The sequence below is a fragment of the Methylocella sp. CPCC 101449 genome (assembly GCF_031921685.1).
GTDB lineage: Bacteria > Pseudomonadota > Alphaproteobacteria > Rhizobiales > Beijerinckiaceae > Terripilifer.
Window position 1 is genome coordinate 1,637,822 of sequence record NZ_JAPDHU010000002.1, and the last position, 20,609, is coordinate 1,658,430.

General features: G+C 60.6%; 21 protein-coding genes. 5 read left to right on the forward strand and 16 right to left on the reverse strand.

What is annotated here, in order from left to right; genetic code table 11:
- Positions 1–6 precede the first annotated feature (6 nt).
- The 8 genes from hpaH to OIM99_RS18805 form a co-directional block, all read right to left on the reverse strand.
- A complete protein-coding gene (hpaH, locus tag OIM99_RS18770; RefSeq protein ID WP_311852285.1) occupies positions 7–810 on the reverse strand; it encodes a 2-oxo-hept-4-ene-1,7-dioate hydratase in 804 nt (267 codons plus the stop codon).
- Between the two features lie 10 nt (positions 811–820).
- The gene (locus OIM99_RS18775) at positions 821–1,699 is read right to left on the reverse strand and encodes a fumarylacetoacetate hydrolase family protein (RefSeq protein ID WP_311851976.1); all 879 of its coding nucleotides are present in this window, start codon (positions 1,697–1,699) and stop codon (positions 821–823) included.
- 65 nt (positions 1,700–1,764) lie between these two features.
- Positions 1,765–2,730 (reverse strand): NAD(P)-dependent oxidoreductase, encoded by a 966-nt coding sequence (locus OIM99_RS18780; RefSeq protein WP_311852286.1) that lies wholly within the window; start codon positions 2,728–2,730, stop codon positions 1,765–1,767.
- 44 nt (positions 2,731–2,774) lie between these two features.
- Positions 2,775–4,115, reverse strand: coding sequence for a dihydrolipoamide acetyltransferase family protein (locus OIM99_RS18785; RefSeq protein ID WP_311851977.1), 1,341 nt, complete (start codon positions 4,113–4,115; stop codon positions 2,775–2,777).
- A 22-nt stretch (positions 4,116–4,137) separates the two neighbouring features.
- Entirely contained in the window at positions 4,138–5,589 is a 1,452-nt protein-coding gene (locus tag OIM99_RS18790; protein ID WP_311851978.1) for an NAD-dependent succinate-semialdehyde dehydrogenase, read from the reverse strand.
- Positions 5,590–5,602: 13 nt separating this feature from the next.
- Positions 5,603–6,580 (reverse strand): alpha-ketoacid dehydrogenase subunit beta, encoded by a 978-nt coding sequence (locus OIM99_RS18795; RefSeq protein WP_311851979.1) that lies wholly within the window; start codon positions 6,578–6,580, stop codon positions 5,603–5,605.
- A complete protein-coding gene (locus OIM99_RS18800; protein ID WP_311851980.1) occupies positions 6,568–7,578 on the reverse strand; it encodes a thiamine pyrophosphate-dependent dehydrogenase E1 component subunit alpha in 1,011 nt (336 codons plus the stop codon). The genes OIM99_RS18795 and OIM99_RS18800 overlap by 13 nt, the downstream gene beginning before the upstream one ends.
- A 21-nt stretch (positions 7,579–7,599) precedes the next feature.
- Positions 7,600–8,904, reverse strand: a complete 1,305-nt coding sequence (locus OIM99_RS18805; protein WP_311851981.1) for a Xaa-Pro peptidase family protein — start codon at positions 8,902–8,904, stop codon at positions 7,600–7,602.
- A 221-nt stretch (positions 8,905–9,125) separates the two neighbouring features.
- Between OIM99_RS18805 and OIM99_RS18810 the strand changes: the two genes are divergently transcribed.
- The 4 genes from OIM99_RS18810 to OIM99_RS18825 all read left to right on the forward strand — a co-directional run bounded on the left by OIM99_RS18810 (position 9,126) and on the right by OIM99_RS18825 (position 12,917).
- Positions 9,126–10,202: a LacI family DNA-binding transcriptional regulator gene (locus OIM99_RS18810; RefSeq protein ID WP_311851982.1), complete on the forward strand. Its 1,077-nt coding sequence runs from the start codon at positions 9,126–9,128 to the stop codon at positions 10,200–10,202.
- A gap of 41 nt (positions 10,203–10,243) precedes the next feature.
- Positions 10,244–11,419, forward strand: coding sequence for a M24 family metallopeptidase (locus tag OIM99_RS18815; protein ID WP_311851983.1), 1,176 nt, complete (start codon positions 10,244–10,246; stop codon positions 11,417–11,419).
- A gap of 107 nt (positions 11,420–11,526) precedes the next feature.
- Positions 11,527–11,859, forward strand: a complete 333-nt coding sequence (locus tag OIM99_RS18820) for a hypothetical protein (RefSeq protein WP_311851984.1) — start codon at positions 11,527–11,529, stop codon at positions 11,857–11,859.
- Between the two features lie 107 nt (positions 11,860–11,966).
- On the forward strand, positions 11,967–12,917 hold the full coding sequence (locus tag OIM99_RS18825; RefSeq protein ID WP_311851985.1) for an amidohydrolase family protein: 951 nt from the start codon (positions 11,967–11,969) through the stop codon (positions 12,915–12,917).
- Positions 12,918–12,976: 59 nt separating this feature from the next.
- Here the strand turns inward: OIM99_RS18825 and OIM99_RS18830 are convergent, their stop codons facing one another.
- Positions 12,977–13,957 (reverse strand): amidohydrolase family protein, encoded by a 981-nt coding sequence (locus OIM99_RS18830; protein WP_311851986.1) that lies wholly within the window; start codon positions 13,955–13,957, stop codon positions 12,977–12,979.
- A gap of 138 nt (positions 13,958–14,095) precedes the next feature.
- Here OIM99_RS18830 and OIM99_RS18835 point away from each other — a divergent pair, with 138 nt between their 5' ends.
- Complete coding sequence (locus OIM99_RS18835) at positions 14,096–14,560, forward strand: MaoC family dehydratase (protein ID WP_311851987.1); 465 nt, start codon at positions 14,096–14,098, stop codon at positions 14,558–14,560.
- A 254-nt stretch (positions 14,561–14,814) separates the two neighbouring features.
- Here the strand turns inward: OIM99_RS18835 and soxA are convergent, their stop codons facing one another.
- The 7 genes from soxA to OIM99_RS18870 are packed head-to-tail and all read right to left on the reverse strand — an operon-like array spanning position 14,815 to position 20,605.
- Positions 14,815–15,585, reverse strand: a complete 771-nt coding sequence (gene soxA, locus OIM99_RS18840; RefSeq protein ID WP_311851988.1) for a sulfur oxidation c-type cytochrome SoxA — start codon at positions 15,583–15,585, stop codon at positions 14,815–14,817.
- Complete coding sequence (gene soxZ, locus OIM99_RS18845; RefSeq protein ID WP_311851989.1) at positions 15,582–15,902, reverse strand: thiosulfate oxidation carrier complex protein SoxZ; 321 nt, start codon at positions 15,900–15,902, stop codon at positions 15,582–15,584. The genes soxA and soxZ overlap by 4 nt, the downstream gene beginning before the upstream one ends.
- On the reverse strand, positions 15,902–16,366 hold the full coding sequence (locus tag OIM99_RS18850) for a SoxY-related AACIE arm protein (protein ID WP_311851990.1): 465 nt from the start codon (positions 16,364–16,366) through the stop codon (positions 15,902–15,904). Before OIM99_RS18850 ends, soxZ begins: the two co-directional genes overlap by 1 nt.
- 10 nt (positions 16,367–16,376) lie before the next feature.
- Positions 16,377–16,802: a sulfur oxidation c-type cytochrome SoxX gene (gene soxX / locus OIM99_RS18855; RefSeq protein WP_311851991.1), complete on the reverse strand. Its 426-nt coding sequence runs from the start codon at positions 16,800–16,802 to the stop codon at positions 16,377–16,379.
- Positions 16,803–16,818: 16 nt separating this feature from the next.
- Positions 16,819–18,096, reverse strand: coding sequence for an NAD(P)/FAD-dependent oxidoreductase (locus OIM99_RS18860; RefSeq protein WP_311851992.1), 1,278 nt, complete (start codon positions 18,094–18,096; stop codon positions 16,819–16,821).
- Between the two features lie 7 nt (positions 18,097–18,103).
- Positions 18,104–18,430, reverse strand: a complete 327-nt coding sequence (locus tag OIM99_RS18865) for a cytochrome C (protein ID WP_311851993.1) — start codon at positions 18,428–18,430, stop codon at positions 18,104–18,106.
- 18 nt (positions 18,431–18,448) lie between these two features.
- Positions 18,449–20,605, reverse strand: coding sequence for a molybdopterin cofactor-binding domain-containing protein (locus OIM99_RS18870; protein WP_311851994.1), 2,157 nt, complete (start codon positions 20,603–20,605; stop codon positions 18,449–18,451).
- Positions 20,606–20,609: the final 4 nt, after the last annotated feature.

The window sequence follows — 20,609 nt, forward strand, 5'->3', positions numbered from 1 at the left end:
GGATCCTCAAGCGAAATGGCAGCTCACGGTCCCCCAGGGACCGTAATCGGCATGGAACGTATCACCTTTACGCGCTTCGATGGGCCGGATGAAGGAGCCGGCCAGCACCACATCGCCCGCTTCCAGCGCCCCGCCCCGCTCGGCCATGCGATTGGCGAGCCAGGCAACGCCCATGGCCGGATGATTCAGCACGCCGGCCGCAAGGCCCGTCTCCTCGACCTGGGCATTTCTGAAAACGATGGCGCCCACCCAGCGCATATCCGCCTCGGTCGGCTTGAACGGCCGGCCGCCCAACACGATACCGGCGTTGGCCGCATTGTCGGCGATCGTATCGAAGACCGTGCGCGTCACCTTGGTCTGCGGATCGACGCGCAGAATACGGGTGTCGAGAATCTCCAGCGCCGGCGTGACGAAATCGGTCGCGTTGATAACGTCGTAGAGCGTGCAATTCGGACCCGCGAGCCGCGATTTCAGCACGAACGCGAGTTCGGCCTCAATGCGCGTAGCGATGAAGCGATCCGTCGGGATATCGCCCGCATCCTGAAAGAACATATCGTCGAGCAGCACACCTGAATCCGGCATGTCGATATTCAAAGCCGATTGCATGGCCTTGGACGTCAAACCGATTTTATGTCCCTTGATCGTGCGCCCTTGCGCCTTCTTCATCTCGATCCAGGCTTGCTGCACGGCATAGGCATCGGCCATATCCATGCCAGGGTGATCGAGGCTGATCATCCGGATCTGCTGACGCGTTTTTTCCGCCTGTTCCAAGCGCTCGGCGGCGGCTTTGGCTTGCTCTCGCGTCAACATCATCGATCCCTCACACCGCTTCGTCCTCGATGCCATTGCGCAGGACACCGATGCCCTCGGCCTCGACTTCGACGACGTCACCAGGCTTCAGCCAGATCGGCGGCGAGAAGCGTGCGCCCGCACCCGTCGGCGTTCCGGTGACGATCAGATCGCCGGGCACCAAAGTGGTGAATGTTGACACATAAGAGATGAGATAGCGGAAATCGTAGATCATCCGCGATGTGCGATCATCCTGGCGGATTTCGCCATTCACACGGGTCGTCAGCCTGATATCGCCGATCTGATCCTCGCCGGAAAAAGGAACGACCCACGGGCCAAGACTTCCGCTGCGATCGAAATTCTTGCCCTGCGTGACATTGAAACGGGCATGTCGCAGCCAATCACGCAATGTGCCTTCATTGCATAACGTCACAGCAGCGACGTGATCGAGAGCCTGGGCGCGGTCGATGCGACGCCCCGCCTTGCCGATGACCAGCGTTATTTCGCCTTCGTAATCGAGCTGCTCCGATTCCGGCGGCCGTATCAGATTTTGGCCATGGCCAACGAAGGAATTGGGGAAACGCAGGAAGATGCTGGGATAGGTCGCGGCCGTCTGGCCGTCCTTATATTCCTCGTTGCGATCGGGATAATTGACGCCGATGCAGATGATCTTCTGCGGCGCAACGATCGGCGGCAGATAAGTAAGCGCCGACAAGGGGTAGTCGGCGGATGTCTTGAGACCGGCATCCACCGCCTTCTGCAAGGCCTCCGCTTCGATCACGTCCTTCAGGGATCGGTAGCGGTCTTCCAGGCGCGCGCCAAGATTGACGAAACCATCGTCGCGCACCAATCCCCATGTGGTTGTGCCGTCGATACGGCACGTCGCCAGCCTTGCGCCTTGTTGCGACATTCCCCACCCTTGCTTTGCCCTGCCCTGCCTCCGCCCAAACGGACCGACAGGACAGGTCTAGCAAGTCAGTGGTCGACTTCCAAGCCTGTCGGGACCGGCACGCCTTCGCTCTTCAGCGCGACACCGGAGGCAAGCGCCTGGGTCTCCAGAAGTGTGGCGAAATCCATATCGAGATAGGCCTTCGGATCGGGCTTCAAGGTCGCCACGCCGAAATGCGACTGGATCGCCTCGCGGGTCGCTGCCGTCACCGGCATCGGCACATCGAACTTGCGCGCCGCCGTCAGACCGAGGTCCATGTCCTTGCGCAGCAATTCCATGGTGAAGGTCGTCGTCCAATCGAGATTGACGAGAGCATTGCTCTTGTAGCGGGTGAAGGTCGAGCCCATGACGCTGTTGTTCATGAAGTCGAGAAAGGCGTGGCGCGGCACGCCGTGCTTCTGCGCCAGAATGGTGATCTCAGCCAGGTTCTGGATGACCACGCCGAGCATGACGTTATGGGCAATCTTGCAGATACGCGCCAGTTCGCCCTCGCCCACATAGGACAGGCCGGCACGCGCGAAAGCCTCGATATAAGGCTTGGCGGCATCGAAGGCCGCGCGCGGCCCGGACGCCACGGCCGACAATTTGCCAGCCTTCACGCATTTGCCATTGCCAGAGACGGGCACCGCGAGAAACTGCGCCCCCATTTCGCCAAGCCGTGCCGAAATCTTGGCGGAATCTTCCACGCCGATCGACGAGCAATCGACGAAAATCTTCGGCAACGCATTCTTGCCACGGCTGGCGACACCACCTTCGCCGAAATAGACCTGTTCGAGATCCTTGCCGGTCGAGACCATGGTGAACAGAATGTCGGTGCCGGACAAATCCGCAGGCTGATCCACCAGCTTGGCGCCCTTGGCGGCAAGCGGTTCGGCCTTCGACTTGGTGCGGTTCCACAATTGCACATCGTGACCGGCCTTCAGCAGCAATTCTGCCATCGGCGTTCCCATGCGGCCCATGCCGATCCAGCCCAGACGATGTTTACTTGCAATCATATTTCCCTCCATTGGGATTCCTGACATCGGAATTTTTGCCCTTAAAAATCAGCGCTCCAATCGCGCGTCTCGACGATGGTCTTCACCGCGTTCAAGAACGAAGCCGAATAGGCGCCGTCAAAAGCGCGATGATCGAAGCTTTGCGCCAGCATGCCGACGGGGCGCGCGACAATGGCATCACCATACTCGGTCTCGACCACCACGGGCCGTTTGCGGATCGCATCGGTCGAGAGAATGGCAACCTGCGGCGCATTGATAATCGGCGCCGTAAACAGCGTGCCGAAACTGCCGTTGTTCGAAATCGAATAGGTGCCACCCTCAAGATCATCAGGCCGCAACTTGCCCGCGCGTGCCGTCTCGACGAGACGTGCGATCCCGGTCGCAAGGCCAGCCACGTTCAACCGATCCGCATTCTTCAGCACCGGAACGACGAGGCCTTCGTGGCCAAGATCGACGGCGATACCAAGATTGATCTCCTGCGCCACCAAAAGCTCATTGCCATCGATCGACGCATTGACCTTCGGCCATTGCCGGATCGCCAGACAGATGGCGCGCGCGATAAATGGCAGGAAGCTCAGGCCTGTTCCATGCTGCTGCTCGAAATGACGCTTGCGGGCTGCGCGCACAGCGCTTACCGCGCCAAAATCGGCCTCCACCGTCTGCAGCACATGGGGGATGCTCTGCCACGCACGCGTCAGATGTTTCGCCGTCTGCTGGCGGACTTTGTTGAGCGGCTGGCGGTCGCGCGGCCCGGTGATCGGCAGCGGCGGGAAAGCCGTCGCTGGCGCGAAGCCGTTCGCCGTACCTGTCTGCAAGGCCGACTGCACATCGGCGGCGGCGATGCGTGTGCCGCCGCGCTGGCGCACCTGGGCAGCGACCTGCGCCGTATCGAGCCCGTTCTGCGCCATCAGGCGACGCGCGAGCGGCGTCGCACGCAAACCGGGCACGACTTGCGCCTTGCCATAGTTGCGCGTCGGCGTGAACACCTCGTTGAAGGGCGAGAAGCCACGTGAAGCAAGGTCGCCCGTCGTAACCGCTTGCGTAGCTGCGGGAGCAGATGCCCGAGCTGGAACAGGTGCCGGAGCGGCTTTCTTGGCAGGCGGCGTCGGTTCGGCTTTCGCCTTGCTGCGCTTACTCGCCCCTGTCGCCACGCCATCGCCGATCACGGCCACCGTCGCTCCCACCGGCACGGTTTCACCGGCGGCATAGACGATCTCCGACAGAATGCCGGATTCGATGGCCTCCACTTCCATCGACACCTTGTCGGTCTCGATCTCGAACAGATTGTCACCGGCAGCGACTTGATCGCCCACCGCCTTGAACCATGACGAGATCTTGCCCTCGCGCACGGTCTCGCCCAACTGCGGCATCAGAACGTCCATCGAACCTGCCCTGTCTCTCTGATCACCAGGCAACGGAGATGTATTGCGTCTCCAGAAATTCCATCAGGCCTTCGTGCGCACCCTCACGCCCGATGCCCGATTGCTTCATGCCGCCGAACGGCGCGGCCGGATCGGAGACAAGGCCACGGTTCAAGCCAACCATGCCGAAATCGAGCTTTTCGCTCAGCGCCAGTCCGCGCTTCAGATCGGCGGTGTAGAGATAGGCGACGAGACCATATTCGGTGTCGTTGGCCCGCCGCACCACCTCGTCTTCCGAGGTGAAACGCTGCAACACAGCCACCGGCCCAAAGATTTCGTCACGCAGACATTCCGCCGTATCGGGTACATCGACCAGCACGGTCGGCGGATAGAAATAACCCTTGCCGGGATGCACCTCTCCGCCGGTGACAATCTCTGCGCCCTTGGCGACGGCATCGGCGACGAAATGCTCGACCTTGTTGCGCGTCTCCGCATTGACCAGCGCCCCGACCTCGACGCCGTCCTCGAGGCCGTTGCCGACCTTCATCTTGCGCATGCGCTCGGCGAGTTTCGCCGCAAAAGTGTCGTGGACATCGTGATGGACATAGAAGCGATTGGCCGCCGTGCACGCCTCGCCCATATTGCGCATCTTCGCGATCAGAGCGCCCTCAACTGCTGCATCGATATCCGCATCGGCGCAAACGATGAACGGTGCGTTGCCACCCAGTTCCATGGCGCTGTTGACCACATTGTCGGCCGCCGCATGAAGCAGCGTGCGACCAACGCCGGTCGAACCGGTGAAGGAAACGATGCGCACGCGCGGGTCATGCAGCAGCTTGTCGACCAGCGGACCGGAGCGCCGCGACGGCAACACGTTGACCACGCCAGCCGGCACACCCGCCTTTTCCAGAATAGGCATCAGGGCCAGCATGGTAAGCGGCGTATCGGACGCAGGCTTGACGATCACTGGACAGCCGGCGGCAAGCGCCGGGCCGATCTTACGCGTCGCCATGGCCGCCGGAAAATTCCATGGCGTCACCAGAACGGCGATACCCACGGGCTTATGCTGCACCAGGATCCGCGCGCCGCTCGCTGGCGCCCGCATCACCTCGCCGATATTGCGCACGGCCTCTTCCGCATACCAGCGGAAGAATTCCGCCGCATAGGCGATCTCGCCGCGTGCGTCCGGCAATGCCTTGCCGTTTTCAAGTGTAATAATCCGCGCCAACCGCTCCTGATCGGCGATGATGAGTTCATAGGCCTTGCGCAACACTTCCGCGCGCACACGCGGCGTCTGCTTGGCCCAGTCGGCGAAAGCCGCTTCGGCCGCATCGAGCGCTTTCAGGCCGTCTTCGACGGTGGCGCTGGCGACGGAAGTCAGAACCTGTTCGGTCGCCGGATTGATGACGTCGAAACGGCCGCCGTCGGACGCATCAACGAACTTGCCGCCGATGAACAGGCCGGTCGGTACATCCATGATCGGTTTTGCATCCATGGGGTCCTCGCTTTCAATTCATCGCGCGAACGATTTTTTCGACGATGCGCGCCGGTGTCGGCAGCACGATATCTTCTAGATTGTCGGCCGCCGGCAGCGGAATATGCGGCGTCGTGATCCGCACGATCGGTCCGTCAAGATCATAAAAGGTCTCATCGGCCGCAATTGAGGCGATCTCCGCACCCCAGCCCAGAAGACGCGGATTTTCCTCAACCGTGAACAGACGGCCGGTCTTGACGATGGAACCCAGGATGGTCTGCGTGTCGAGCGGTACCAGCGAGCGCACATCGATCACTTCGCAGTCGATACCGTGATCGCGCGCCAGAATTTCCGCCGCCTCGAGCGCGCGCGGCACCATCAGCGCCAGCGCGACGATGGTCGCGTCACGGCCCGGACGTAGGATTTTGGCCGTGCCCAGCGTATCGAGAATCTCGCCATCCGGCACTTCGCCCTTAACCGCATAAAGCGACTTATGCTCGTAGAAGATCACCGGATTGGGATCGCGGACGGCCGCCGCCAGAAGCCCAACCACATCAGCGGGGCTTGATGGCGCCACCACTTTCAGGCCAGGAATCATCATCGACCAGTTTTCGACCGACTGGGAGTGCTGGGCGCCGAAGCGTGATCCCGCGCCATTGCCGGTGCGCACCACCAGCGGACAGCCGAGCTGGCCGTTGGTCATGTAGCGCACTTTCGGAAATTCATTGGCGATGAAGTCGTAACAAACGGCCAAAAAATCGGAGAACATGATTTCGGCGATTGGGCGCAGACCCGTCATGGCCGCGCCCATGGCGGCGCCAAGAATGGCCTGTTCGGAAATCGGCGTGTCGCGCACGCGCTTGGGGCCAAAACGATCATAAAGTCCCACAGTCGCCTTGAACACACCGCCCGCTTTGGCAACGTCTTCGCCGAGGAAGACAACGCGCTCGTCACGCTCCATTTCCTGGGCGATGCCGCGGGCAACCGCCTCGCGATAGCTCAGTTCCGCCACGCCCAGCCTCCATCAGCATAAACATCGGTGCAAAGGATCGATTCCGGCGGCAGACCAGCTGCTTTGCACGCTTCCGTTGCCTCATCGACCTGCTTGGCAACTGCCGTATCGATCGCGGCGATCTCGGCTTCGGCCACACCGAACTCACTAAGCCGTTTGCGATAGAGCTTGATCGGATCGTGCTGAAGCCATTTTTCCAGCTCGCCCTTAGGGCGATAAGCCCCGGGATCGGCGCGCGAATGGCCGGAATGGCGATAGGTCATGCATTCGATCAGCGACGGCCCCTTGCCAGCGCGCGCTTTCGCGAAGGCCGTCTGCGCGATGCGATAGATCGCATCCGCATCATTGCCGTCGACGATGATCCTTTCAAGCCCGTAAGCCGCGGCGCGATCAGCGGCCGGATGCTCGACAGCGGTAACATCGCCAATCGGCGTATATTCCATATAAAGGTTGTTCTCGCAGACGAAGACGACAGGCAGCTCCCACACCTTGGCGAAATTCACCGCTTCGTGGAACGCGCCGATATTGGTCGTGCCATCGCCGAAAAAGCAGACCGTCACATCGTCCTGGCCGAGATACTGCGCTCGCCACGCCGCCCCGCAGGCGATCGGCAGGTGGGCACCGATGATGGCATAGGAGCCCATGACGCCATGTTCGGCCGAGGTCAGATGCATCGAGCCGCCTTTGCCGCGCATCAGGCCATTGTCGCGCTGCATCAGCTCGCCGAGCACTTTCTCCATCGAAACGCCGCGCGCCAGGGTGTGGGCATGACCGCGATAGGTGCAGAAGGACAAGTCGCCCTTCTTCATGGCGCCAGCAAAGCCGGCGGCAATCGCCTCCTGGCCGAGAGACAGATGGCTCGTGCCCTTCACCAGATTCTGCAGAAACAGGTCATAGGCCCGTTTCTCGAACAGACGAATTTCGAGCTGCGAACGATAAAGCTCTCGGCGCTTGTCGATGCCGATATCGTCATTGACGATGGCTTCTGCGACAGTCATGCGGCGCACCTCCCGAGTTTTTCAGTAGCGATTGGCGATCGGCAATTCTTCGGCCGGGAACAGACTGATCACCTGACAGCCGCGATCGGTCACGACCACCTCTTCCTCGATACGGGCGGCCGAGAAGCCATCCGCCGCCGGGCAATAGGTTTCGAGCGCGAAGACCATGCCGGTCTTGATCTCCATCGGATTGTCGAGGGAGACCAGCCGCGAGATGATCGGACGCTCATGCAGCGCCAGACCAAGGCCATGGCCGAATTGCAGGCCGAAAGCCGCCAGCTCGTTCGGGAAGCCAAACTCTTCCGCCTTCGGCCAGACCTTCGCCACCGTGTCTGTGGACACGCCCGGCTTGATCAGCGCAATGGCATTGTCCAGCCATTCGCGGCACTTCTTATAGGCGTCGCGCTGCACGTCATTGGCGCGGCCCACATTGAACGTCCGGTAATAGCAGGTGCGATAGCCCTGATAGGACTGCAGGATGTCGAAAAAGGCCTGATCGCCCGGCCGGATGATGCGGTCGGTGAAATTGTGCGGATGCGGATTGCAGCGCTCGCCGGAAATGGCGTTGATCGCCTCGACGTCATCCGAACCCATTTCGTAGAGCATCTTATTGGCCAGTGCGACGATGTCGTTCTCGCGCACGCCCGGCTTCAGCTCCTCATGGATCATGTGATAGACGCCGTCGACCATGGCGGCCGCCTGGTTCAACAGCACGATCTCGTCGATATTCTTGATTTCGCGAGCATCGAGCATGATCTGCTGGCCATCGACGACCTTCATGCCGACCTTCTGCAGTTCAAAGAACATAGCCGTCTCGGCCAGATCGACGCCCACCTGCATGTCGGCGACGCCGGCCTGGCGCAGCAGGTCCATGACCTCTTCAGCATGGAATTTCATCAAGCCGACGGACGGCGGCACCGTGCCGCGCATGCCCAGCATGCCGGCGCGCCAGCTCGCCTCAGGCAGCCAGTCGCAATAGACCTTATGATGGACGGCGGCGGAACCGAAATCCCAGACGATCGGCTCGTTGTCGCCCGCCAACAAAGCGAAGCGACAGAGCTTGTCACGCTCCCATTCGCCGATCTTGGTGCCGCTGACATAACGGATGTTGTTGACGTCGAAGAGCAGCAGCGCGCCGCATTGGGAGTTCTTCAGCGCCTGCCGCGCACGCCCGAGGCGGTATTTACGAAGGCGGTCGTGATCGACGCGGCGCTCGAAATCGACCGAGGTGTGGCCATAGGCCGGGATGGCGCGCTCCCAGCGCCAGTTCGGCGACAGATCCTCGGGTTTCAGGATATTGGGCCGTAGCGCGTTCGCAATGTTCATAGCCGCCTCTCCTCCGCCACGGCGATGCTACGCCGAGCTTGGCTTGATCGACAACGCGATCTCTTGTGCAATCGTTTGCATATTTTTGATGCCTATTCCTCACCTGTCAATAGGTATCTTTTTGTGTGCGATGCAAAAATAACAAAGGGACTTGGCAAACGTTTGCACGCGCGCTTATTCTGACCTCCCAGGCATGACAGGACTCCCAAGACAGGATTCAAATGCTGAAACGCCGGCGTGCAACCCTGAAGGACGTGGCCGAAAGTGTCGGCGTCCATGTGTCGACGGTCTCCCGCGCGCTCAATCCTGAGACGCGCCATCTCATCACCTCGGACATCGTCCGCAAGATCGCGGCCGCCAGCCGCGCCTTGGGCTATATCCCCAACACCGCCGCATACAGCCTGCGCACCACGCGCACCAAGATCGTTGGCGTTGTCGTACCCGACATCACAAATTCGATCTTTCCACCGATCATTCGCGGCGTCGAAGATGCATTGATGGAACACGGCTATGCCACCGTGCTCGTCAACACCGATGGTGGCATGGAACGCGAAGCCGCGATGATCGAAGCGCTGGCGGCGCGTGGCGTCGACGGATTGGTGATCGCCAGCGTGCATCGCGACGATGGCCGCATTCGCGATCTCGCCACGCAAGGCACGCCCGTCATCACCGTCAACCGCCGCATGGACGATCCGACGATTCCTTCCGTCACCAGCGATGAAGAAGATGGCGTGCGGCGCATGCTTACCCATCTTGCGGCTCTCGGCCATAAGAACATCTGCACTATCGCCGGCGATCAAACGATCTCCACGGGCCAACGGCGACATGATGCCTTCATGCAGATCGCACCAGAACTCGGCATCGAACCAGATCCCGCCAACGTCGTGTTCGCCAGCGACTTCAACGAAAGTTCGGGCGAACGTTGTATGGAGGAATTGTTGGCGCGCGGCGTCGAATTCACCGCCGTACATTGCTCCAACGATCGTCTCGCCATTGGCGCCATATCGGCGCTGCGGCGCCGCGGCCTCTCCTGTCCCGCCGATGTTTCCGTCACCGGCTTCAACGACATGCCGATGGTCGATCGCATCGATCCACCGCTGACGACGATCCGCATTCAGCAACACAAGGTCGGCTATGTCGCCGCAGAACTGCTCTATGAGCAGATGCGCGAACTTTCGAGCCGCCCGGTACCGCAGCATATCGTTTTGCCGGTCGATCTCGTGGTGCGCAGCTCCACCGCGCCGCCTCCCGCCATCGCCAGCAAAACGGTTCGCCGCACGGTCAAAGATCGGACCTGAGTTTCAACTCTCAATATCTCGCCAAAGGATAGCGATCCATGATGCCTGTCCTGTCTGAACACCTGCGCGCCTTGCTTGAAACCGATTATCCTCGCTTCTCGGACGGCGAGATGCAGCGCCGCCGGACGGCGGTTGCCACGACGATGGCCGAGAACAATGTCGACCATCTGATTTTCTACGGCGCCCACCGCGCTGGGTCCGCTGTGCAATGGCTGACTCAATGGATGGTCACCAACGAAGCCGCCGGCATCTTCACGCCCGGTGAGCGCGACACGGTCTTCATCCACTACTTCAATCATCTGCCGCTGGCACGCCGCATGGCACTCGATGCGGACATGCGCTGGGCTGGCGAGAACACCGCCGCCAATCTCATCGAGGAGCTGATCAAACGCGGCGCCAAGCCCGGCCGCATCGGCATCATCGGCCCCTTGGGCTTCGATGCCCATGCCGCGCTCAGCACACGCTTTGGCCCGCTGGTCAATCTCAACCGCGCTTATGTCAATCTGCGCCTTGTCAAATCGGCAGAGGAACGCGACTGGTTCAGGATCGGCGCTTACTTTTCCGATCTCGGCATGGCAGCCCTGCGCGATACGGCGCAACCGGGCGTCAACGAACGCGAACTCGCCAATGCGATCGAGCGTGCTTACGTCGGCCTCGGTGGGCAAACAGTCATCCACTATATTGGCACCACGTCGATGCACGATCCACAAGTGGCCGTTCCCAGACAATATTGCTCCACGCGCCGCTTGCAGAAAGGCGATATCGTTTTCTCTGAGATCACCGCCACCTTCTGGGATCACTCCGGCCAAATTCTACGCTCGTTCACGATCGATGAAGAGCCGACACCTCTTTATCGCGAGCTTTATGCGGTAGCGGATAAAGCCTTCGACGCGATGGCCGGCGTCCTGCGCGCAGGCGCCCTCCCCGCCGATGTGGTCAAGGCTTCCGGCGTGATCGAGGATGCCGGCTTCACCGTGATCGACGACATTCTGCACGGCTATGGCGGGGGCTATTTCCCACCGATCCTCGGCGCCCGCTCCCGCTCCAATGGCCCGATTCCCGAACAGCCTTTCGTGGCGGGACAATTGGTCGTGGTGCAACCCAACGTGGTGACGCTGGACGGCAAGGCCGGCGTACAAAGTGGCGAAATGGTGTTGATCACAGAAACCGGCATCGAGCGCATGCAACAGCTACCACGCGGTTTCATCAGGCTTTAATCGGCTCCACTCATCGTAAGGCCACGCCAGCACAATCCCCTCTATTGATCTTACCCGGCACTTCCTATTTCAATCGCTTTAGCCAGCGAAGCGAGGTCCGGGAACTCATGTCTTTGCCTCTCCTCTATCGATTGAGCGCGGCCGCCACTCTGCTGCTTCTGCCGACGACGGCGGAAGCGAAACTGGCCCGCTGCTTCACGACGAGCGATGGATATTATGACTGCGACTTCCGCTCCACCGACAAGGACGGCAGTTTCGAGATCAGCGCGAACAAGAAGCCACGCTATATCCTGGTGATGGAAGAGCCCGGCATCGCCTCGGCCTTCGTCAATGTCGGTACGGGACGAAACGTCGCTCTCCCCGGCAAGTTCAAACGCAACAGACAAGACCTCGCCTGCTGGTTCAACACCGACAGCCAGACCCGCATTTGCGCTTGGTAGCTTGGCCCTTTCGCTCTCTGCACCGCATGGCGGACTTCTAGACAGATGCCGGCCCCCCTGCATAATCGCGCCGATTTTAAACGGGCCGACATGAGGGAGACAGGGTTTTGAGGAAGATCGCGCTCGAAGAACATTGCATGGTTCCAGGCCTCGCCTCCTATTGGGAAGGTACGATGGCCGACGTACCCAAGGAGATCTACGATCGCATTCGCGCGCGCCTGTTCGACTATGGCGAGATGCGCCTGCGTGAAATGGACGAAGCGGGAATCGGCAAATCGATTCTGTCCGTCGCGGGGCCTGGCGTTCAGGTTGAGCCCAGTACGGCGACCGCTCTGAAAACCGCTTCGGAAGCCAACGATCATCTGGCCGCGCAGATCGCTCCCAACAAGGATCGCCTCTACGCGTTCGCGCATATCGCCTTGCAGGATGCCAATGCCGCCGCCAAGGAGCTGGAACGCTGCGTCAAGCAGCTCGGCTTCAAGGGCGCTCTGATCAACGGCCACAGCCTCGGCCACTATCTCGACGAGCGCCAGTTCGATCCGTTCTGGGCCAAGGCCGAGGAATTGCAGGTGCCGGTCTATCTGCATCCGGCCGATCCGCCGGAGCAATACAAATCCTTCGATGGCTATGACGCCTTGCGCCGCGCCACCTGGGGCTGGACGGTGGAAACCGGCACCCATGTGCTGCGCATGGTGTTCGGTGGCGTGTTCGATCGCTTCCCCAAGGCCATTCTGGCCGTCGGGCATCTCGGCGAGACCATGCCCTTCCTGCTGTGGCGGCTCGACAGCCGCGCCAAGCTTTATGGCGTGAAGCTGAAACGCGAACCCTCCGACTACATCCGCGAGAACATGTATGTCACGCTCTCGGGCATGTATTCGGCCGAACCGTTGAATTGCTCCATCGCGGCACTCGGCCAATCGCGCGTCATGTTCTCGGCCGACTATCCGTTCGAGAACTGGGTGACCGCCGGCAAGTTCATGGACGACGTTGCGGTACCCGAAAACGTGCGCGCCGATGTTGGCTGGAACAACGCCGCAAAGCTCTTCCACCTCGCATAAAAAGCAAACGCCGGCCGGAAAATCCGGCCGGCGCTTTTGTTTTCCACCAAAACGTCGACTTAGAGCTTGAACACCTTGGTCGCGTTGTCCGACAGAATCGTCTTCTTGTCGGCTTCGCTCAGCCAGTCGAACTTCTTGATGATCGGCACGATATCGTCCCAGGTGCTGCCGGTCTTCGGGTTGAGGCCCGAGCCGACGCCCGGGCATTCCGCGCCGTAAATGCAGCGGTCCACACCCACCGTCTCGATCAGCAGGCGCAAGCCCGCTTCCGTGTAAAGCACGGTGTCGTAATAGAGATTGCGCATGCCTTCGAGGAAGTCAGGGGTGCGCATGAAGCGGCCGATCTGATAGGGAATCGCGCCACCACCGTGCGAAACGACGATCTTCAGCTTCGGGAAATCCTTGAACACGTTGGATTTCGCAAGGTTGTAAACCGCGATCGATTCTTCGTTGATGAAATGCAGCGTGTAAGGCGTGCGCTCGGACTTCGAGCCGGTCGCATGGATATGCGCGGGCACATCCAGTTCACACAGCTTTTCATAGAGCGGATACCAATAGCGCTCGCCCAGGCCCGGTGCTTCCTGGCCACCGTTCTCATAAGGATCGGGGTTGAGCAGGCAGCCCTTGAAACCAAGCTTGGTGATGCAACGTTCGAGCTCCGGCAGTACCGTCTCGATCGCCGCACCGGCGGACTGCGGCAGGCCGCAAACGCCGAAGAACTTGTCCGGAAACAGTTGCACGGAACGGGCAATGATATTGTTCGTCTCTTCCGTGAACCAATGCACGATCCGCTGCGGCTCGAAGCTGTGCATCATCTGGAACGGTCGCGGCGAGATAAGCTGCTTGTCGATGCCGTTCTTTTCCATCATCGGGATATGACCGACCGGACCCATTTCCTTTTTGAAATAGGCGGCCTTGATCTCATCGTCGGTGACTTCGACTTTGCCGCGTCCGTGCGCACCACGATGCGACAGGATCGAAGCTTTATACGCCCAGAGAGCCGTGGGTGCGCTCACATGGGCATGGCAGTCAATAATCATGCGTTTCCTCCGTTGACGGCAAAGCTAAAGCTAGACAATATTTGAGCCAGGAAGCAGTAGAGCCTGCCCGTTCAGGGCGCTAGGTTGATCCCCTTCCAATTTGGGCAACACACCTGCCCCAGCTTGAAAAGGTTTCCGATGTCTCAGTCCGAAGTTGCGACGCCCGATGCGGTCTGGCCCTGCCCCTTTGCAGTGGGCGAGACGTTCGACAGCGATGTCGTCTTTGATGCCGCGGGCATCCGCAGCTTCGCCACCTTGGTCGGCGACACCAATCCGCTGCATCACGACGAGGCCTTCGCGCGGCAAAGCCGTTTCGGCAAATTGATCGCCTGTGGCGCCCACACGTCGAGCATCATGATCGGCCGCACCGCCGGCATCGTCACCGAGCGGACCGCCAGCCTGGGTATGGACATGTCCTACCGCTTTCGTCGCGCGGTTCTCGCCGACGAGCCGATGCGCATCCGCTGGACTGTGGCGTCGGTCACGCCGAAGCCGAGCCACAAGGGCTATGTCGTCATGTTCGAAGGAGAATTGCAGAATGCGGCTGGCGAGGTCGCCGTGTCCGCCTCCGCCACGAGCCTCGTATTTCCGGGCATGATCTGACGTCACGGCCGACATTCCGTCGACCGCCGGACGTCAAAATTTCCGGAATTTTCGCGCGCAGTGGCTTTGCGGCCGCGACCCATCCCTGCCCCTTCCCTCGCCCGTCCGCGCGACGATGTTCATCGCCGGCAGCTTAATTGGCTAATCATATGCTAATTAAACCAAAACGCGTGATGTTCCAACCCCGAACCGCGGTTTTCTAAATAGCTCAGAAAATCGAGCTATTTCAGCAGAATGCCAGCGAAGACCGATGATTAGGGCCGCACCGCTGGCGATTCCATCGCCATGCCCTGCGCACGCTCCATCAGGAACAGCTCCAGTGCGATGAATTCCGGCGACCCGTAGGAAAACGGTTCGGCGCGCATACCGATCATGCAGTTGCGCAAGCGGCGTTGCAGCGAACCCATCGCCTGCCACTCAAGCCGATAGAGCGGATAGCCGTTGGGATGTCCCTGCGGAATCGATGTGCCGCCGAGCTTCTGACCCCAATTGTCATCGTGGCAGATCGCGCAGGACAGATTGAGCTGGCCCATGCGTTCGTTGAACAGCTTGCGCCCTTGCGTCAGAGCGGTGGCGTTGCGCGCATCATTGGCGGTCGCGATGGGCTGGCCGCGCGACTGGCGCGCGACAAAGGCCGAGAGTGCCAGAAGGTCGCGGCTTTCATAAGCCAGCTCCGGCGCCTTTTGATGATCGCGCCGGCACAGATTGATCCGCTGTTCGAGATCGACGACTTTCCCCGCCGTTATATCGAAGGTTGGATAACGCGCCGCGACGCCCTTCATGCTCTGGCTGGCATCGCCATGACAGGACGCGCACGCCTTCTTGTCCGCCCCCTCCGGCCGCTCCCACAGTGCCCCGCCATCGAGGACATTAAGCATGCCCGGATTTGATGTGTCGTCCGTCTGCATGGCTTGCGTATCACGCCCCATGAATTCGAACCCGGACTTGCGATCAGCCGGCGCGATCTCCGCAGCGAGCCCCGCGGTCACCGAAAGCAAAAGAACAAGGGCGCCGCCGATTTTCATGCAACCTGGATATGAACGGTTTCTGACGCTTCAAAGCCGTTGTCTCCCCGCCAGGTGAGAACGATGTCGCCGCTCTTCGTCGCTCGCGTGAAGAAAGAAATAAAGGGATTGGCCGCGATCGCTGGGGAATAGTCAGCCTTGAAGATGTCCTCACCGTCATAGGTGCAGGTGAATGTCTGCACGATGTCGCGGGGAATGAGCTGGCCATTATGGCCGACGCGAAAGCCCGTTTCCATCGGATGCGAGATCAAGGCCTTGATCTCGATGACCTCACCGGGCTTAGCCTGCTGCGGAACGTTGATCAGCGCGCGGGCCATCAGAGAATATCCTCCAGGCAGGCGGCGAGTGTCACAATGACATTGGCCGAGTCCATCCAGAGCGTCCCGTCGCTCATTTCCACGATGGCCGTCACCGTTTGAGCATCGGCCAATTTGATGCGGGTCGAGAACGCGGCCCGGCCGGCGCGTGGGCCGAGGTGGCAGACAATGACATGCGGTTGTGGATTCTTCTCGTTCACCACATGGATTGTCTTCACATAATCGCGTTCGCTCATCGGGCTGTCGACCGTCACCGTCATCGGCACCGCATTACCATTGTCGATCAACGGCGGCAGATCGAGCGTGACTTTGCCCTTCTTGATCTCCCGTCCGGCCGCGATTTCCGCGATCAATGCGGCCATCGCTTGCGGTGTCGCCAGGCTCGGTGCGCCCGAAAGCGCGCCACCGGCCAAGGCCAGAAAGCCCGCCGAACGAACCAGGAATATGCGCCGTGTCTCAATCATTCTATCGGTCTCAATCACGCAACGTGGAGAGAAAGGCTACGACATCTTCAATCTGCGCCGCATTCAAAATGGTCTTGGCGGCGAAACTCGGCGCCACGCGAACCGCGCCATCCAGCACATAATAGGATGGCATGATCGTGTCCGGGTTCAAACGCCGCCCATCGACAAGCCGCAACCGCAACTGGCCAGCGGTCCAGCGCGCGCCAGCCCCTGCCAGACTGGGCGCCAGCGTGCCCTGAAACCGCTCATCCGGAAACGGACCCGAATGACACAACAGGCACAAGCCGCTCTGCCGGCTGATGACGATGCGGCGTCCTTCCGCCGGATCGCCAGGCTGACCGGTCAGAGACTGCTGGATCGCATCTCCTTCAACCTTGAACGGTACGAGCGCTTCCTGTGCCGATGCGGCGCCAAAAACCGTCGCCAGCGCACCCATCGAAATGATCGCAAGCCTAGCCAAAGACTTCCGCCGTAATCGTTCTGAACCAGCCCGATGCGTAGTCAGCCTCCTGCTTGCGAAAATCCGCAGGCGCATCAAGCGGGCTCGTCCCGCCTGCCCCTGGAATATCGAGAAGCTGACCGTTGGTCGGCTTATACACGCCGGCAACGGTGATGCCGTAATCCGGCGCAACTAGGCTATAACAGGTGTTGATCAGGCGCGGCTCGATCGGTGGCTTATCCGCCAGCATCATGGCCACTGCGACGGCACAAGCTTTCGCCTGCGCATTGGCCGCGAAGGCAGACTTCGGCATGGCCCCCGCAATCGCTGCATCGCCGACCACGTGGATGCCAGGACGCAAGCGGGATTCGAACGAGACCGGATCGATCGGACACCAGCCGCTGCGATCCGTCACACCCGCCACTTCGGCGATATGTCCGGCCTTCTGCGGCGGAATGACATTGGCGACATTCGCTTTATGGGTCGCGAAATCGGTCCTCAAAACCATCGATTGCGGATCGACCGAAGTCACCTTGCCGCCGGAGGACAACGACACCCACTCCAGTAGATCGCCATAGAGTTCTTTCCAGGCATTCAGGAACAGACGCTGCTTGGAGAACACGTCCTTGGAATCGAGCAGCAGCAGTTTAGATTTTGGCTTCTTGGTTTTCAGATAATTCGCGATGAGGCTGGCACGTTCATAGGGGCCCGGCGGACAGCGGAAAGGATTCTCCGGTGAGGTCATGACGACGACGCCACCGTCCTCCATCGCCTCCAGCTGTTGACGCAACAGGATCGTTTGCGGCCCAGCTTTCCACGCATGGGGCATGATGTCGGCGGCGGCTTCATTATATCCGGGCAAGCCGTCCCAGCGGATGTCGATGCCGGGCGCGACGATCAGCCGATCGTAAGTGAGTGACGTGCCGTCCGACAGCGTAACCTGCTTTTTATCGGCATCCACGCCAGACGCACTGGCGTGGACGACTTTGACGCCACGAAAGGCAAGCTGTTCGTATCCGAATTCCTGTTGGTGAATGTCGCGTAGTCCCGCGATCACCAGATTGCTGAACGGACAAGCCGTGTAAGTCTCGTTCGGCTCGATCAAGGTCACTTTCAGATTGCCAGGCACGCTGCTGAGTACGCGGGCACAGGTGGAGCCGGCAAAACCGCCGCCGATGATCACCACATTGCCGCTGACGCCCTGGGCGATGGCCGGACGCGCCAGCACAGCGGCTGAAGCGCCAGCCGCGGCGCCCGCGACGAAGGTTCGCCTGTCGATCTTGCGTTTCATGCGTCGCTCATTCCTTCCGCTTCGCATACCAGGCGGCGATGGCGCGGATTTCCTCGTCGGTAAACCCCTTGGCGATCCGGTCCATCACGGTTGCCGGCATTTTGCCGGCTTTGAACGCAAGGACGGCATCGGTGATTTGCTCGGCATCGCGCCCGTCAAGGCGGGTGACGGGACTGTTCACCTTGGGATCGATCGGGTGACAGCCCGTGCAGGACAAAGCCCCCGGCGGCGGCACCAGAGATTGAGCCGCCGCCGGGAGACTGATCACCGTCGCGGCACCCATGAAAAGCGCCAGCAACGAACCAAGTGCTGCATATCGAAAAAGGCGGACCATGGGTCTGCCTCCTGTGACTTATGTGTTCTTCAAACTATGCTTCACCAGCGGCATGTCGCGAACGCGCTTGCCGGTCGCCCTGGCGATACCATTCAGAACGGCCGGTGCCGCGACAGCAATGGTCGGTTCACCGACGCCACCCCAGAAGCCGCCACTCGGCACGATCACGCTTTCAACCCTCGGCATTTCATCGATGCGCATCAGTGTGTAGCTGTCGAGATTCTGCTGCTCGACCGCTCCATCCTTGATGGTGATTTCGCCGTACAGCGACGCCGACAAGCCGTAGACGAAGGAGCCGGCGATCTGGCGCTCGATCTGCGCCGGATTGACCGCATAGCCGCAGTCCGTCGCACCGACGATGCGATGGATCTTGAGCTGACCGCCGTCGCTGACCGATACATCGGCAACGGCGGCGACATAGCTGCCATAGCCCATGATCTGCGCCACGCCTTGGAAGATACCCTTCGACGCATTGCCATAATTCGCCTTGGCCGCCGCGGCATCGAGCACGGCCCGATGTTTCGGCTTCAGCATCTTGCGCCGGAACTCCAACGGATCCTGCCCTGCTTCCTTCGCCAGTTCGTCGATGAAGGATTCCAGGTAAAGCGCATTCTGGTTGAGGTTCACGCCACGCCAGAAGCCGGCGAGGATGTGCGTGTTACGCATCGCGTGATCGATCAGAACATTCGGGATGTCGTAACCCAGATGCCCTTCCGGACTGCTCGGTGTCAGTCCCTGGAAGACGATCGGATCCATGCCGTTCTGCAGCGCCTGCGGCAGCAGCGAAGCCAGGATCGATTGCCCGGAGATGCGCATCTGCAGGCCCGTCACCTTGCCGTCCGCATCGAGGCCAGCCGTGAGCTTGCACTGCGTGATCGGATGATAGGCGCAATGGGCCATATCCTCTTCGCGCGTCCAGATGAGCTTCACCGGCGTACCGGGCATCTGTTTGGCGATACGCACCGCCTGGGTCACATAGTCGGTGCGCCCGCGCCGGCCGAAACCGCCGCCGAGGTGGACTTTGTACACGTCACATTGGCTGACCGGCAGACCAGAAGCTTCCGCCACCGCGGCCAGCGCGCCCTCGCCATTTTGCGTCGGACACCAGACCTCGCATTTTTCCGGCGTGTACCGCGCCGTGGCGTTCATCGGCTCCATCGTCACATGGTGCTGATAGGGGAAGGAGTAGACGGCCTCCACCTTTTTGGCGGCGCCGGCAATCGCACCCGCCGCATCGCCTTGCCTGTTGCCGATATAGGTTTGCTCGGCTGAAAGCCCTTCCTTCAACATGTCGGCGATGGAAGCGCTTGAGACTTTCGCATTCTCGCCCATATCCCAAACCATCGGCAGGGCATCGAGCGCGGTCTTTGCGTTCCAGAACGTATCGGCGACAACGGCAACGCTGCTATCCGACACACGCAGCACCGCCTTGACGCCGCGCATGCCTTTCACTTTGTCGGCATCAAAGGACGTCAGCTTGCCGCCATTCACCGGACAATCCTTGATCGTCGCGATGAGCATGTTCGGCAGGCGAAGGTCGATGCTATAAACCTGCTTGCCGATCAGCTTGTCATAGGTGTCGAGACGCTTGACGCCCTTGCCGATCAGCTTCCAGTCCTTCGGATCCTTAAGCACCACATCCTTCGGCGGCTCGAGTTTCGCAGCGGCGGCAGCCACTTTGCCGAAGCTCGTCTTTCGACCGCTTTTCTGGTGGGTGATGATGCTGTTGGCCGCGCTACATTCGGCTGCCGCCACTTTCCAATTGTTGGCCGCAGCCTGGATGAGCATTTCGCGCGCCGCCGCACCGCCTTTGCGCACATAGTCCTGCGATTGGCGAATGCTTTGGCTACCGGTGGAGTTGTAATTGCCCCATATCCGCTTGCGCGCCGTGTTCTGGCCTGGCGTCGGATATTCCCATGTCACCTTCGACCAATCGCATTCCAATTCCTCGGCCACCATTTGCGCGAGGCCGGTGAGGGAGCCCTGCCCCATTTCCGAGCGGGCAATACGAATGACGACGGTATCGTTCGGTTTCACGACGACCCAGGCATTGACTTCTGGTGTCGCATCGGCGGCCTGCGCACCGTTGGTACTGAAGCCGAGGGAGAAACCGCCAGAAGCAGCGGCAGCGCCGACCAGAAAGGCGCGACGGTCGAATCTGAGCATCTCGTTCATGCCC